12 protein-coding genes are annotated in these 14,877 nt (G+C 55.0%); 9 read left to right on the top strand and 3 right to left on the bottom strand.

The genetic code is table 11. The features are described from left to right. The first annotated feature begins 4 nt into the window (after window positions 1-4). The 5 genes from AADEFJLK_RS08735 (at window position 5) to AADEFJLK_RS08715 (ending at window position 5,758) form a co-directional block, all read left to right on the top strand. Window positions 5-1,609 (top strand): FHA domain-containing protein, encoded by a 1,605-nt coding sequence (locus tag AADEFJLK_RS08735; protein ID WP_211299179.1) that lies wholly within the window; start codon window positions 5-7, stop codon window positions 1,607-1,609. Further along, window positions 1,609-3,063 (top strand): PP2C family protein-serine/threonine phosphatase, encoded by a 1,455-nt coding sequence (locus AADEFJLK_RS08730; RefSeq protein WP_103973982.1) that lies wholly within the window; start codon window positions 1,609-1,611, stop codon window positions 3,061-3,063. Before AADEFJLK_RS08735 ends, AADEFJLK_RS08730 begins: the two co-directional genes overlap by 1 nt. 94 nt (window positions 3,064-3,157) lie before the next feature. Continuing rightward, the gene (locus tag AADEFJLK_RS08725; protein WP_088619588.1) at window positions 3,158-3,889 is read left to right on the top strand and encodes a PP2C family protein-serine/threonine phosphatase; all 732 of its coding nucleotides are present in this window, start codon (window positions 3,158-3,160) and stop codon (window positions 3,887-3,889) included. 155 nt (window positions 3,890-4,044) lie between these two features. Continuing rightward, window positions 4,045-5,328 (top strand): trypsin-like peptidase domain-containing protein, encoded by a 1,284-nt coding sequence (locus AADEFJLK_RS08720; protein ID WP_103973981.1) that lies wholly within the window; start codon window positions 4,045-4,047, stop codon window positions 5,326-5,328. A gap of 130 nt (window positions 5,329-5,458) precedes the next feature. Then, on the top strand, window positions 5,459-5,758 hold the full coding sequence (locus tag AADEFJLK_RS08715) for a VF530 family protein (RefSeq protein ID WP_088619590.1): 300 nt from the start codon (window positions 5,459-5,461) through the stop codon (window positions 5,756-5,758). A gap of 50 nt (window positions 5,759-5,808) precedes the next feature. Here AADEFJLK_RS08715 and AADEFJLK_RS08710 read toward each other — a convergent pair whose 3' ends face one another. Then, window positions 5,809-6,243, bottom strand: a complete 435-nt coding sequence (locus AADEFJLK_RS08710) for a DUF4351 domain-containing protein (protein WP_103973980.1) — start codon at window positions 6,241-6,243, stop codon at window positions 5,809-5,811. A 248-nt stretch (window positions 6,244-6,491) separates the two neighbouring features. Continuing rightward, window positions 6,492-8,000: a proton-conducting transporter transmembrane domain-containing protein gene (locus tag AADEFJLK_RS08705; RefSeq protein ID WP_103973979.1), complete on the bottom strand. Its 1,509-nt coding sequence runs from the start codon at window positions 7,998-8,000 to the stop codon at window positions 6,492-6,494. A 413-nt stretch (window positions 8,001-8,413) separates the two neighbouring features. Between AADEFJLK_RS08705 and AADEFJLK_RS08700 the strand changes: the two genes are divergently transcribed. Beyond that, window positions 8,414-10,639 (top strand): fused MFS/spermidine synthase, encoded by a 2,226-nt coding sequence (locus AADEFJLK_RS08700; RefSeq protein ID WP_103973978.1) that lies wholly within the window; start codon window positions 8,414-8,416, stop codon window positions 10,637-10,639. A gap of 109 nt (window positions 10,640-10,748) precedes the next feature. Beyond that, window positions 10,749-11,714 (top strand): DUF4351 domain-containing protein, encoded by a 966-nt coding sequence (locus AADEFJLK_RS08695; protein ID WP_103973977.1) that lies wholly within the window; start codon window positions 10,749-10,751, stop codon window positions 11,712-11,714. A gap of 85 nt (window positions 11,715-11,799) precedes the next feature. Here the strand turns inward: AADEFJLK_RS08695 and AADEFJLK_RS08690 are convergent, their stop codons facing one another. Then, window positions 11,800-12,477, bottom strand: a complete 678-nt coding sequence (locus AADEFJLK_RS08690) for a YggS family pyridoxal phosphate-dependent enzyme (RefSeq protein WP_103973976.1) — start codon at window positions 12,475-12,477, stop codon at window positions 11,800-11,802. A gap of 211 nt (window positions 12,478-12,688) precedes the next feature. Here AADEFJLK_RS08690 and AADEFJLK_RS08685 point away from each other — a divergent pair, with 211 nt between their 5' ends. After that, window positions 12,689-13,726 carry a type IV pilus twitching motility protein PilT gene (locus tag AADEFJLK_RS08685; RefSeq protein ID WP_088619596.1) on the top strand — a complete coding sequence of 346 codons (1,038 nt, stop codon included), beginning with the start codon at window positions 12,689-12,691 and terminating at the stop codon, window positions 13,724-13,726. Window positions 13,727-13,736: 10 nt separating this feature from the next. Continuing rightward, the gene (locus AADEFJLK_RS08680; protein ID WP_103973975.1) at window positions 13,737-14,873 is read left to right on the top strand and encodes a PilT/PilU family type 4a pilus ATPase; all 1,137 of its coding nucleotides are present in this window, start codon (window positions 13,737-13,739) and stop codon (window positions 14,871-14,873) included. Window positions 14,874-14,877 lie beyond the last annotated feature (4 nt).

Here is a 14,877-nt window from a genome sequence, read left to right as displayed (position 1 = left end):
GACCATGAAAAATCGCGCCGTCTATTTAGCCCCCCTTAAACTCCGCGCCGAAACCGTGCTATGGCGGATGACATTGCGCCAGATACAAACCAATGGCTTGCATCCGCCACCCATAAAGCGCGTGAGCCAACTCGTCTTATCCGCCATTTATCTAGGACTGGCCACCACCGCCTTAGCAAACCCGCCGCCCGCCACCCTACAGCTCAGCCAAGCGCGGCAGGCCAACCCTAAGCTGATCGCCTATCTGGACGTGCGCGATGCCGACGGCAAAGCGGCGGACGCTTTAAACGCCGCGCAACTGACCGCCAGCTTGGCGGACACTACCGTACCCGTCACCCATGTCCAAACTTTTGCCGACAGCCAAGAAGGCGTGGCGTATATTTTCTTAGTCGATGTCTCATTATCGCTGCCAGCCAAGCAATTCGCCCACATCCGTACCGCCTTAGCGGCTTGGGCGGACACGCTCGCAACCGCTGACCGGATGGCAATATTGAGTTTTGGCGATAGCGTCAAACCCGTGGCGGACTTTAGCGGCGACCCCGCCGCCCTCAAAACCGCCATTGCCGCCTTAAAACCCACCGACCAACACACCGCCCTGCATCAAGGCCTGATCCAAGCCCTGCAATTGGCGCGGCGCGGTGATGCCGACCTGCCGGGGCGGCGGGTGCTTGTGGTGCTGTCCGACGGTTTGGACGATTTATCCGGCGGGGCGACCCGTGAAGAAGTCCTTAATCGGCTGGATACCGACCGGATACCGATTTACGCCTTGGGCTGGGATACGCCCAACGCCGCTGCCCGGCAAGCCGAAGGCATTAAGGCCTTAGGGCTATTCGCCCGCCGTTCCGGCGGTGCGTATGTCGGGGTCGGTAGCCGCCACCTAAGCCAAGCCTATAGCGAGTTGCGCGACCAGATTAAGGCCGTGGCCGTAGCAACGCTGGATTGCCGGGCTTGCCGCACCGACGGGCGCGTCCAACGCCTACAAATCACTTTACGCGCCGAAGACGGCCTGGTGTTAAATGACGGCATGGATATACGGCTGTTACCCGCCTTGCCGACACCTACACCGCCGATTGCTCCCTCAGAACCCGCACCACCGACCGCGAACGGCTGGCCAGTTTGGCTGTATGGCAGCATAGCCGGGGTGCTACTCTTGCTGGTAACAGGTGTGATACTGGTAATGCGGCGGCGACTACCCCAAGCCATCAGCCCACCCCCGGTTAGCGAAGACTTTTGGCCGGACGACGCTTCTTGGGACGCAGTTGCCTTGCCCGACACGGCAGCCCCAGCGATAGGGCCGGGTTACGCTATCGAGTTGGCCGAACTGAATGCGGGCGGGCACGGCAAGACCTATCCGCTGCATTTATCGGGTGAGGCCGTTATCGGGCGCGGTGCAGACTGTGCGGTCACTCTTACTGGTGATGCCGAAGTTTCCGGCCACCACTGCGCCTTGGTTTACCACGCGAAGGCGGTTATGCTCCATGACCTAGGCTCGACCAACGGCACTTACGTCAATGGTGTACCCATTAGCGCGGCTTATCGCCTGCAAGAAGGCGACATCATCGGAATAGGCCGCACACAGTTGCGGGTGTTACTTTTAGGGGAAGCATAATGCACATACTGCCCGGCAATGCCCAAGCGATAGGGCAACGGCACAGCCAACAAGATGAATTTTGGTTTTCCGACATTCACGACCACGCGTTTATTGCCCATGGCGGCGTGTTAGCCTTAGTCGCTGACGGCATGGGCGGCCTGGAAAAAGGCGACGAAGCCAGCCGCTTGGCGGCCAGAACTTTCGGCACCGCCTATCTTGGCAAACGCCCGAAACAAAACATCCCCGATGCGTTGCTCTACGCCTTACAGCAGGCGAATACCGCCGTGTGCGAACTGTCGCTCAGTGTTGACGCGTTTAGCAATGTCGGCACGACCTTAACGGCGGCGGTCATCGCCGGACAATCTTTATTTTGGCTATCGGTAGGCGACAGCCGTTTATATTTATACCGTCAGGGTGAATTGACCCAACTGACCCATGACCACAATTATGGTGAGCTGTTACAGGAGCAAGTGGCCGAAGGCCGCTTGTCGCCCGCCTCGGCGGCTAATGACCCTGAGCGCAACGCCTTGACCAGCTATGTCGGCTTGCCGGACATTGTCCTGATTGACCGTAATATCCGGGCTTTTCCCTTAGAAGCGGACGATTGGTTACTGCTCTGTAGCGACGGCCTCTATGGCTACCTCAGCCACCAAGAAATAACCGATGAGCTGTTCGGCTCGCCACAGGAAGCCGCCGACTCGCTAATCCAGCGACTTTTAGAGCAAAACCATCCCCAACAAGACAATGTCACCGTCGTGATTATGGGTTGCCCAGCCGCTACGCCACCACCGCCCCCAGCAAAAAAGCACGCTAAACGGCCTGCGCGTGCCGGGTGGCTACTGCCTTTACTGGGTAGTGCCATCGTCGCGGCAGGCTGGATCGCCAAGCCGTTTTTACTGCCCGCCACCCCCGCCACCCCGCCCGCCCTCATTACCCCCGCACCTGCCGCACTGGCACAAGTGCCCGAACCGCCAGCCCCAGCCGCCGATACGCCTAGCCCCACTAACGAGGATGCGCGTATCGCGGAACTGATGGCGCAAGCGGCAGCGGACAGCCAAGCCGACCGTTTGACGACGGGACAAAACGGCAACGCCTTGGAAAAATACCGGCAAATTTTGGCGCTCCGCCCCCAGTATGAACCCGCGAAAACCGCGTTAAGCCAAATGGCCGAGCAATTGCTGGCGCGGGCCGAGCAAGCCAAACAGGCGGGCGACGTGACGCAAGCGCAAAAACGGCTAGAGGAAGCCGGGCAAGTGCAACTGACTTTAGATCCCAACAATAAAGCCAATGAGGCGCAACGGCGCTTAGCCGCCCTACGCGGTGCGGCCTCCCCAACGCGGAAAAACCCCGCTCCCGCCGCCAAACCTGCACCGCCGCCTAAGCCTAAATCCAAGCCGCCCTCACCAACCCCGCCTAAAGCGGGTAAAAAAACCCCACCAAAACCTAACAAAAGCCAAGTGGCCCCTAAATAATGGCGTTCTATTTTAACATCACACCCCGCCCTTATTGGCATGGCGAGGCGGCAAACCGCTATTTGCCTAGGGCGGGCACGGCGGGAGTCCTGCCATGCGATTAAGCACCGCGACGCTCACCAGCGCAGGAGGCCGCCCCTACAATGAAGACTGTTTCGGCCACCGCACCCTTGGCGGTGCACAATGCTGGCTGGTCGCCGATGGCTTAGGCGGCCATGTCGGCGGCGAGGTGGCCTCACAAGCTGCCGTCGAAGGCTTTCTGTATAGTTTTGCCCAACAACCCAGGCCGCTAAGCGCCGAGTCTTTAGAACGGCATTTACAAGCCGCCCACGCGGGCGTTTTAGCCGGACAACGCGACCACCCGGACTTGGCGAACATGCGCACCACTCTCGTGGCTTTGCTCAGCGACGGCACGGCGGCACTGTGGGCGCATATCGGCGATAGCCGCTTATACGGTTTCCGCCACGGCAAACTGGCGGAGGCGACCCAAGACCATAGCGTCCCCCAAGCCATGGCGAATGCCGGAGAAATTCCCCCAACGGCCATCCGCCACCATGAAGACCGCAACCGCCTATTACGCGATGTCGGCGGCACTAAAGGCATTAGGCCGACCATCAAAGCCACGCCGTGGGTGCTGCAATCCGGCGACGGGTTTTTATTGTGTACGGATGGGTTCTGGGAACACGTCACCGAAACTGCGATGGCAATAGAACTGGCAAAATCCGCCACCCCCCAACAATGGCTGGACAATATGGCCTGGCGGCTCCAGCACCTCGGCCTACAAGGCCATGACAACTACACGGCTATTGCCGTTTTTGTGGATTAAGCAGGTGTGCATAGATCTTTTAACCTTTTTATCCCTGCCGTTCCTTAAGCGCAGCCCGCGTTCCCTTCGACTTCGCTCAGGGAACGCGGGCTGGGCTGGGATTAAATTCACAAATGTTAAAAAATAGATGAACGCCTACTTAGCTTGGATTAACAATGATGATACCTAACCAACTATACGCCCGAATGGCCAACCTACTAAAAGTCCTGCCGCCCCGCATCGGCACCTACGCGCTAGGCTTGGCGCTGTACGCCACCGCTTATCAAGCCTCAGCAGGAGTCTTGGAAGACAAAATGCTCCAAAGCACCGTCCGCCCGCTCTGTATCAACGGCGAGAAAAAAAATTCCGGTTCCGGTTTTGTGGTCGGTGACGGCAGCTATGTCGTCACCAACTGGCATGTCACAAAATGTATCGAGGATGGCGGTCAGGCTTGGATCTTCCTGGCCATAGGCAATGCCGTCAAAGCCGAGGTGATTTGGCATTCGGACAAGCGGGATCTGGCGGTATTACGGCTGGAGAAAAGCACCAACCGCCCGGCGGTGGAATTTGCCACCCATGAGACCGTGGAAATGCGTGATGCCGTGACCGCATCGGGTTTTCCTGGGGCGGCCGATGATGTTGACCGCGAAGAAGCCGCCTCCGTCACCTTAACGACAGGTATCGTCAGCCGCATTGTCGCCAAAGAAGGGGTTGCCCTCTACCAAGTCGATGCCTCCATCAACCCCGGCAATTCCGGCGGCCCGCTATTCAATGAATACGGCCAAGTCATCGGGGTCAATGCCATGAAAGCTTTGGCTCTGGTGGCGACCGTCAGCGAAGGCAGCGACGGCCCAACTTATGGCGTTGACCGGGTGCCGATAGGCGAAGGCATCGGCTGGGCCATACAGGCGGACGAACTGTTTCCCGCCCTGGACAAGCTGCATATCCCCTATAGCAAATCCAGTGTCCGGCCTAGCCACCTGCAACAGGAATGGCAACGGGAACCGTGGCTGCTCAGTGCCGTTGCCGGCACCTTAAGCTTAAGCTTATTGGCGGTAGGTCTGGTGCTGTATTCGCGCCGCCCGGCCAAGCCGCCGCGCAAAACCATCACTTATCCTCTTACTGCGCCGCGCCCCATTTTACGCGGTATAAGCGGCCATTATGCGGGTGCGGTGTTAGAATTACAGCGGGAAACCATCCTGATAGGACGCGACCCGCAAAGCTGTCAATTAGTTATCCCCAGAGATAAATCACAAACCAGCAAACGCCATTGCAGCATCCGTTACGACTATCAGCGCAAGTGCTTTCTCTTAGAGGATTACGGCTCCACCAACGGCACGTTCACAGCCAACGGCGAACGCCTTACCCCAAGGCAAGCCCTGCCGCTGCAAGCCGGAGAACGCTTTTATTTGGGACAATCCGGGGAAATGTTTGAAGTCGGCTTTACCGACCCCTCTTAAAGGCAAAATGGGCTACAATGGCCAACAGCCTCTTAGGGGCGCGGGCAGCCTGCCCGCCCTTGCGGTCAAGCTGGCCATGCCCCCAAGGCAAAGCCGCCTTTAACTTCCGTCACCCTATTAAAAAAAACCGATGAAACACAGCACCGATCAAACCGACCCGTCTGCCGTCCCAGCCGAACCAGCCCCCGCTGCGCCGCTTAAGCAACGCCATAACCCCTTACATGGGATTACCTTAGAGACTATAGTCACAGAACTGGTGGCGCATTACGGCTGGGCTGGCTTGGCTGAACAGATACCGTTACACTGTTTCAGCAAAGACCCCAGCATCGCCTCCAGCCTCAAGTTTTTGCGGAAAACGCCCTGGGCGCGGGACAAAGTGGAGGGCTTGTATGGTTTTATGCAGCGCGAACAGCGCCGCTCAGCCACCTGACAAATGGGTCGGCGGCGCGGGTGAATGCCGTGCTATCTAGGCGGCGCGGCTCAGTGGGAGCGGAACACGTCTTCTAAGGTGACGGCATCCAAGGTGTTGTCCAGCCATTGCTCCAGTTGTTCTACGGGGGCGGTTTCGATGCGGGCCAGCACATCGGCGGGTAGGGTTTGGAAGCGGCGGGTCAACAGGCGTTTGAGCGCGTGGTATTCGCCCTGATGAAAGCCTTGTTTGAGGCCTTGTTGGATACCTTCTTCTTTCCATCTGGTCGTCAGTTCCATCGCTTGCTCCTGTTCGGTGGGTAAAAATTCGGTGGTGATCAAATGGTCAAAAACTTGCAGCTCTTCCTGCCGCAAACGCAAATAAGTGTCAATAAAGCCCGATATAAAGCGACGGCGTGCCGGGTCAAGTTTGAGCGTCACTAGCAGACGCAGACATTCTGCCTTTACCCGTGGCCGGTCTTTCGGGTCTATCGCCATTTTCGCCATCAAAGCGCTGGCAACTGGGTTGTGGTTGCCCAGATAATCGCGCCAGTTGGCGGTTCAACTGCACAGTCCCGATTAAAAAAGCCGTCGCGACAGCGACTCATCACTACGTTTTTCAATATCGAAAAAGTGACTGCGTAACATCAGTTATTATCTGCGCAATGGCGGGGAATGGCAAATGGCTTGGGCACGGTCCCGACGGCATCTGCAAAGGCCTGACCGATAAGGATAAGCACCCTGTGTGAAAACGTCTAAAACGCCACCAAAAAAGTAATACACACAAACAGCACCAAGTATCTGGGCCGTAAGATCAGCCGCTCAAACTGGTTGACCGCATGGCCAAATTGCCGGGCAGTGCGGTTACTGTGCGGATGGCTACTGCGTTGCACTAAGCGGCTTTCAAACCAATGCAGCAAGGCCGACAGCCATTCGGTCAGCTTACCCGCCACGCCGCTGCTATTGGTGAACGGGATGGCGGCGGGTGGGGCGATGCCGGCTTCCCAATCTTCATAATGCGCCAACAGCGGCAATGCCCCCGCCGAGGGTAAACCCACTACGCGGTCGATGATGCGGTCATCGACATAACTTAAATCCTGTGCCAGCCCACACACGGGCTTGACCAAGGCCCAATCGGCAATCGGCTCCAGCCAAAATTGCTGCAACGACAATAAATACAATCTAGCCGGCACCAAACGCGGCGGATGCGCAGCAGTGAGCGGCGCGTCCGCCAATACCAGCCGCTGCACACAACTTAGCGTCAGGTTAGCGGCCAGATGCCAGCTTGCCAGCGTCCATAACCCCAAGCCGCATTCGATAAACATCAGTCCGACTTGTGCCAGACAGCGAAACAACAAGGCACTGTGCAAGGTGGTTTGGGTTTTGCCTACGATAACCGCATAACCTACCGTGACCAGCCCCATCAGCCCCAAAACGGCACGCGCAAATGGCGACTGCATAAACAGCACCTCTAACACGATCACCATAAACACGCCCAAGTGGACGAGGATCAGACTGACCGGAACAGGTTCATCCAAGGTTCTGACCAGCCACGGCGAAAAAGGTACCAATGCGGCTTTGGCGAAAGCCGCCAGCGCGAAACACAAACTAACCCCGGTTGCCTGGGCAATCGACAATTCTGTGGCCGACACTTGCAACTGCGCCCAGTTGACGCTATCCGTCCACGCATAACACAGGCTAATGCCTAGCATAAAACCGACATCGCCCAAGCGTTGGCTAAGTAAAGCCCGGAGCGCGTTAGTGCCTGCGCGTGGCTGTTGGTAACCGTGCGCGATCAGCCCTGCACCGCACAGTTCTGCCAGTATCCAGCCAGCTAAGCTACCGACCAGATTGGCGGACAGTAACACGAATAACACGGCGGCGGCGAACAGGCTGAACAAGGCAAAAAACCGGGGGCGACCGATTGGCAGGTTGGTGGCGGCAAAACGGCTGCCCGCCGCCAATAATAAGGCGAACACCACCGCCAGCCACACGTTCAGGCCATGGCTGGTAAAGTTAACCCGCACCGTTAGGGTATCACTGCTTAACCAAGCGCCCATGCTGAAATAGCCGTGGTTCTTGCCCAGTAAGTCCGCCGTGGCTAAGGCCATCGCCATCAGGCAAGCCAAAGCCAGTGCCCACAACGCCAGTTCGGTGCTGAAGGTTTGGCTGGGGCGGCGGAAGCCGCCGAACAACAGCCCGACACCGATAATAACCGCCGCCAGCAAGGGCAATAAAGGAATTAAAATGACCAGCGCATCCATATATGATTGTCTTAAGGATTGTCTTCAAGCAAAGAGGAAACTGGCGGTTATTGTAGCAAATGGGCGGCCAGTTCATGCGGACAATGCAAGCTGTGTACCTATCGGCGGGCTAAGCTCACACAACGTAAAAAATTTGGCGGCAATGGCTGCACGTTAAGGTTGGACGTAATACACCCAGTATTTTATGGTTTCTTCCATAATCAGATAGCACGATAAATAAGGAGCATTGACAATGTTTGTCCCCTATCTTATCTGCTGATGTTACGCAGGCACATTCTGTGGTTTAAAAAAAAGCTCGTGATAGCGGTTCATTGCTAGATTTTTCAATATCGCAAAAATGACCATGTAACATCAGTTACTTTACCAAGCACAATGCTTTATCATTGACGTATTCCTATTGCGAGTTAACGTCCATGAATTCTGTGCCAGAGCTACCTACCGACCGCCGTTTGTCCCTTATTTTGTTGTTTGCCACGACCTTATTCACCAGCGCGTCGCTGATGTTTGTCTTACAACCCTTATTCGGCAAAATTTTATTGCCTTTGTTGGGCGGCTCTCCGGCGGTCTGGAACACTTGCATGGTGTTCTACCAAAGCATCTTATTTTTGGGGTATCTGTACGCCCATACACTATCGACCCGTTTAAGCGCCAGCCAGCAAATCCTTGTCCATGCCAGCATCATTTTATTGAGCGTATTGGCCTTGCCGGTCGGTTTACCCGAACAGGTTACGCCACCGACAGAAGGTAACCCCACCTGGTGGCTGCTGTCGACCTTAGGCTTGGCCATCGGCCTGCCGTTTTTTGTCCTCTCCACCACCGCGCCGCTGATCCAAAAATGGTTTGCCCAAATCGGCCATCACAGCAGTCATGACCCGTATTTTTTATACGCCGCCAGTAACACCGGCAGTTTGCTGGCGTTACTAAGTTATCCGTTCCTGTTGGAGCCGAATATCGGCCTGGCCGCCCAACAAACCGACTGGAGCATGGGCTACGCGCTGTTAGGGGTGCTGATCGCCGCCTGTGCCGCGATGCTGTGGCGCAACCGCCAAGCCGCCGCCACCGTAACAGCAGCAAGTGCCGATACCCTGCCTTGGCTGACGCAACTGCATTGGCTGGCTTTGGCCTTAGTGCCATCCAGCTTGTTACTGGGACTGACCAACTTCATCAGCACCGACATTGCCTCGGTACCGCTGTTGTGGATTATCCCGCTGACCGTGTATTTGTTATCCTTTATTATTGTGTTCTCGAAATGGAATGATGCTATCCATCCATGGATGGTGCGCATCCAGCCGATTTTTTTAATCCCCTTTATCGCCTACGCCTTTATTAATCCGGCGGATTTGCCGTATTGGGCGTATTTAATCCTCCATGTCATCGCCTTTTTCTTGGCGATTATGGTTTGTCATGGCGAATTGGCAAAACGCCGCCCACCGACCCAATATCTGACCCGCTTCTATCTGATCATGTCGTTTGCGGGCATGTTAGGCGGTATGTTCAACACCTTTGTCGCGCCGTTTATTTTTAACGGTATTTACGAATACCCCATTATGATCGTCGCCGCCCTGCTGTTACGCCCAGGCCTGCCCTTAGCATTAAACCGCCGCCTGCTCTGGCAACTGCTCCCGCCCATCTTGCTGTTGAGCGTTGGCTTGGGGCTGTACGCGGGGGTCGGCAATTTGCTGGATTATTTTGATGCCATCGCCATCAGCCTGATGCTGCTGACCTGTGCGGTGTTTTTCCTGCGCAAACAACCGCTAGGTTTTGCCTTATCGGCGGGGGTGATTATCTTCCTTTCCCTAGGGGTGCATAGCCTGTCCTCGCATACCTTATACCAAGAGCGGACGTTCTTCGGCGTTCTGGCGGTACGCGAAAGCACCCTCACCGATGAGCAAGGCCAAGCGGAAACCTACCACGAACTGTTCCATGGCACGACCAAGCACGGGGCGCAACGCCTGCCCGCCGCGCTCAGCACCATCCCATTGACCTATTACAGCCGCCCTGGCCCCATGGGGCAATTGTTTAAGGCTTATGATGCGGTTGACCAAAACTGGCATATCGGTATTGTCGGCTTAGGCGCGGGCGCGCTGGCCTGTTATGCCAAACCGCAACAAAGTTGGACGTTGTATGAAATCGACCCGCTGGTGGTGGAGATCGCCAGTAATCCGCTGTATTTCACTTATCTGAGCCAATGCAATAAGACGGCGCAAATGCGTATCGGCGATGCCCGGTTATCGTTGGTGCAAGAACCCGACCATAGCTTTGATTTGCTGGTTATGGATGCGTTCAGTTCCGATGCTGTGCCAACCCATTTGCTCACCGAAGAAGCTATCAAGCTGTATTTCCAAAAGCTCAAACCCAACGGCATTCTGGCCTTCCATATCACCAACCGCCATTTGGCGCTGAAAAAAGTCCTGTCCATCCAGGCCGAACACTTACACCTTGCCGCATTGCTGGAAGAATTTACCGCCCCCGATAATATGCCGCTGGTGGTGGCGACCGATTGGGTGGCGATGGCCAAGCAAGCGCAAACCTTAGAGCCGTTACAAACGGGTCTGGGCGGCTGGCAAAAAATGCCGCTGTATTTTGATATGCGGCCTTGGACGGATGACTTTACCAATATTGTCGGGATTTGGAAATAGGGGCTAATAGGCGGCTTCTTTAAGTGTCTGGCGCAACTGTGTCAGCGTTTTACTTTAGCCGCCATTGCGCAGATAATAACCCTATCATTCTAAGCCACCTTGGCCGCCCATGCCCATAGACCACGACCGCCTGTTTAAAGAACTGCTGACGATATTCTTTACGGATTTTATCGCCCTGTTCCAACCGGAGTTGCACGGCTGGCTGGAACCGGACAGTGTGGCGTTTTTGGACAAGGAAATATTCACCGACATCCAGGGCGGCGAGCGCCATGAGGCGGACTTGGTGGCGACCGTGCGCTTTAAGGGCGAACCCGCGTGTTTTTTGGTGCATATTGAGGCTCAGGCGAAACGTCGGCCCGCGTTTGCGCGGCGCATGTTCAAATACTTCGCCCGCCTGCACGAAAAGCACGGCTTGCCGGTGTATCCCATCGCCGTGTTATCCTACGACACGCCGAACACACCGGAACCGGACAGTTACACGGTCAGTTTCCCTGATAAGGAGGTCTTGGCGTTCCGTTTCAGTACGGTACAACTGAACCGTTTGAACTGGCGGGATTATCTGGGTAGCCATAACCCGGTCGCCAGTGCCCTGATGGCAAAAATGGCGATAGAATCCAAAGATAGGCCGCGCGTTAAGGCCGAATGTTTGCGGCTGCTGGTCACGCTCAAGCTCGACCCCGCCCGCAGCCGCTTTATTTCGGGCTTTATCGACACTTATTTGCGCTTGCAACAGGAAGAGCTGCAAATTTTTGATCACTTAATCCATACTGAATTTTTACCTACCGAACAGGAGCAAGCGATGGAACTGACGACCAGCTGGAAAGAAGAAGGCATTCAACTCGGTATCCAACAAGGCCTCAAGCAAGGCATTGAGAAAGGTATCGAGCAAGGCATCGAGCAAGGCATCCAACAAGGCGAAAGCCGTTTGCTCAAAAGGCAGTTGCTCCGGCGTTTTCGGACGCTGCCGGATGAGCTGCAAGCCCGTATTGAGACGGCTTCACCGGAGCAACTGGGGCAATGGGCGGACAATATCCTAGAGGCCACCACGTTGGATGACGTGTTTAAAAGCCATTAAGCCCCAGCTACACGGCAAAACCCACAAAAGCCAGCCGACTTTGGCGCACGCTTGCCATAAAAGGGCTGGCTTTTAGCCAATATCCCTACGGATAAGCCCTAGCCCCAAATAATGCCGTCCCTATCCTTACCACCGTCGCCCCTTCGGCAATCGCCGCCTCTACATCGCCGCTCATGCCAAACGAAAACGTATCAAAATCCGCTGCCTTAAGCGCCATAACCGCCTGCATTAAGGTGTGGTAAGGCAAGCGTTGTTTGGCAAAATCCGTTTCCGGCGCAGGGATGGCCATAACCCCGCGTACCTTTAGATTAGGCAATTGGGCAATTTGCTGATATACGTCAGAGAGTTCAGATAAGCTTAAGCCCGATTTGCTGTCTTCGGTGCTGATATTCACTTGCAAGCAAATATTCAACGGCGGCAGGGTGGCTGGGCGTTGCTCACTGAGCCGCCGGGCGATTTTTAGGCTGTCGACGCTATGTACCCAAGCAAAGTGGCGGGCAATCAATTTAGTTTTATTGGTTTGGATGGGGCCGATGAAATGCCAAGTCATGTCAAAAGCCCCTAACTGCTGTTGCTTAGCCAAGGCTTCTTGGACATAATTTTCGCCAAAATGCCGTTGTCCGGCCTGATAAGCGGCGGCAAGAGCGGCGGCGGGTTGGGTTTTGCTGACCGCCAATAAGGCCACGGTGTTCGAGCGGCGGCCATAAGCGTCTTCCGCTAGGCGGATTTGGCGGTGTAGGTTTGCTAAGTGCTGAGCTATCATGGTTGCTGAATCATAGAGGTTGAGGTAGCCTTATCCGCTAGGCGGGAAACGGCTCCGGGGTTTAAGGGCTTGTCCATTTTCCTGTCGGTTGCCGGACAAGAAAACCGTACGGTCTGGGCGGCTTTGGCAAAATTATGGTGCGCCCATTCCTATACAAGTTATATATGGTATAAAGTAACACTATTTTTACTTCACTTGGCAAGAGGAACTTATGGATATTAGCGAATTATTGGCGTTCTCGGTTAAAAACAAGGCATCGGACTTACATTTGTCGGCGGGCTTGCCACCGATGATTCGGGTGGATGGCGATATTCGCCGCATCAATATTCCGGCTTTAGACCATAAAGAAGTCCATGCGTTGATTTATGACATCATGAACGACAAGCAGCGGCGCGATTACGAAGAATTTTTAGAAACCGACTTTTCGTTTGAGTTGCCGGGCATTGCGCGGTTCCGGGTTAACGCCTTCAACCAAAACCGTGGGGCGGGTGGGGTGTTCCGAACCATTCCCTCCAAAGTTTTGAGCCTTGAAGATTTAAACGCACCGAAGTTTTTTGAGGAATTATGTAAACGCCCGCGCGGCCTCATTCTGGTGACAGGGCCTACAGGTTCGGGCAAATCGACCACACTGGCGGCGATGATTAACCACATCAATAACAATGATTACGCACATATCCTGACCGTTGAAGACCCTATCGAGTTTGTCCACGAAAGCCAAAAATGCCTGATTAACCAACGCGAAGTCCACCGCGACACGCATGGCTTTAACGAGGCCTTACGCTCAGCCTTACGCGAAGACCCCGACATTATCCTGGTCGGTGAAATGCGCGACTTGGAAACCATCCGGTTGGCGTTGACCGCCGCCGAAACGGGCCACTTAGTGTTCGGTACCCTGCACACCACCTCGGCGGCAAAGACCATCGACCGGATTATCGACGTGTTTCCGGCGGCTGAAAAAGATATGATCCGCGCCATGTTGTCGGAATCGTTGCAAGCGGTCATTTCCCAGACTTTAATGAAGAAAAATGGCGGCGGGCGGATCGCGGCGCACGAAATCATGGTCGGTACGCCAGCCATCAGAAACTTGATCCGCGAAGCGAAAGTTGCCCAAATGTATTCGGCGATTCAAACCGGGCGCAAAGACGGTATGCAGACGCTAGACCAAAATTTACGCGAACTGGTCGACAAAGGGCAAGTTGCGGCGAAGACGGCGATGGTCAAAGCGGTTAATAAAGACATGTTCTTGTGAGGTTGTAGTTATGGATTTTAACGCGTTGCTGGCGTTGATGGTGCAAAAGAAAGCCTCGGATTTGTTTATCACCGCCGGGCGGGCGCCGAGCATGAAAATTGACGGCAAATTAGTTGAGGTGTCGAAAACTACGCTGACCTCTGAACAGTCAATGGCTATTGTCCTGAGCATTATGGACCAACGCCATAAAGATGAGTTTTTGCAGACCTTAGAGTGCCAGTTTGCCATCGGTGTGCCCGGCTTAGGACGGTTTCGGGTCAGTGCCTTTACCCAGCGGACTTCGGCGGGCATGGTGTTGCGGCGCATCGAGCACGATATTCCCGATGCCGACAGCCTGTATTTGCCGCCTATCCTAAAAGACCTGATTATGGAAAAGCGCGGCTTACTGGTGTTTGTCGGTGCGACCGGCACAGGTAAGTCAACCTCTTTAGCGGCACTGATCAAACACCGCAACCAAAACAGCAGCGGCCATATCATCACCATTGAAGACCCGATAGAGTTCCAGCACCAGCACTTAGGCTGTATCGTCACCCAACGGGAAATCGGCATCGATACCGAATCTTATGAAGTGGCGCTAAAAAATACCCTACGGCAAGCCCCGGATGTGATTCTGATCGGTGAGGTGCGGACGCGCGAAACCATGCAGAATGCCCTCACCTTTGCCGAAACTGGCCATTTATGCTTGACGACCTTACACGCCAACAATGCTAACCAAGCTTTAGACCGTATCCTGCATTTTTTCCCCGAAGAAATGCACGGCCAGGTGCTGATGGACTTGTCGATGAACTTGCGCGGTGTGGTGGCGCAACAGTTGATTAAGCGTTCTGACGGTAAAGGCCGTTATCCCGCCGTGGAAGTGCTGATTAACACGCCACTGGCGAAAGATTATATCCGTAAGGGCGAAATCCATAAGCTGAAGGAGCTGATGAAAGACTCACGCGAGCAAGGAATGCAAACCTTTGACCAAGCCTTGTATGACTTATATGCCGACGGCAAAATCAGTTATGAAGATGCCTTGAATTCGGCCGATTCCAGAAACGAAGTCCGCCTGATGATTAAGCTGGGCGCGGAAACGAACGGGGCGTTTAATGCCGGGATGGCGTTGTCGGATACCGACGACGATAGCGGTGTCTTTAAGACGTTCTGATGTT

The organism is Methylovulum psychrotolerans, from assembly GCF_002923755.1.
In the GTDB taxonomy this organism is placed as follows: domain Bacteria; phylum Pseudomonadota; class Gammaproteobacteria; order Methylococcales; family Methylomonadaceae; genus Methylovulum; species Methylovulum psychrotolerans.
The sequence above is the reverse complement of the archived record's forward strand: the minus strand, read 5'-3'. Positions and strand labels throughout refer to the sequence as shown.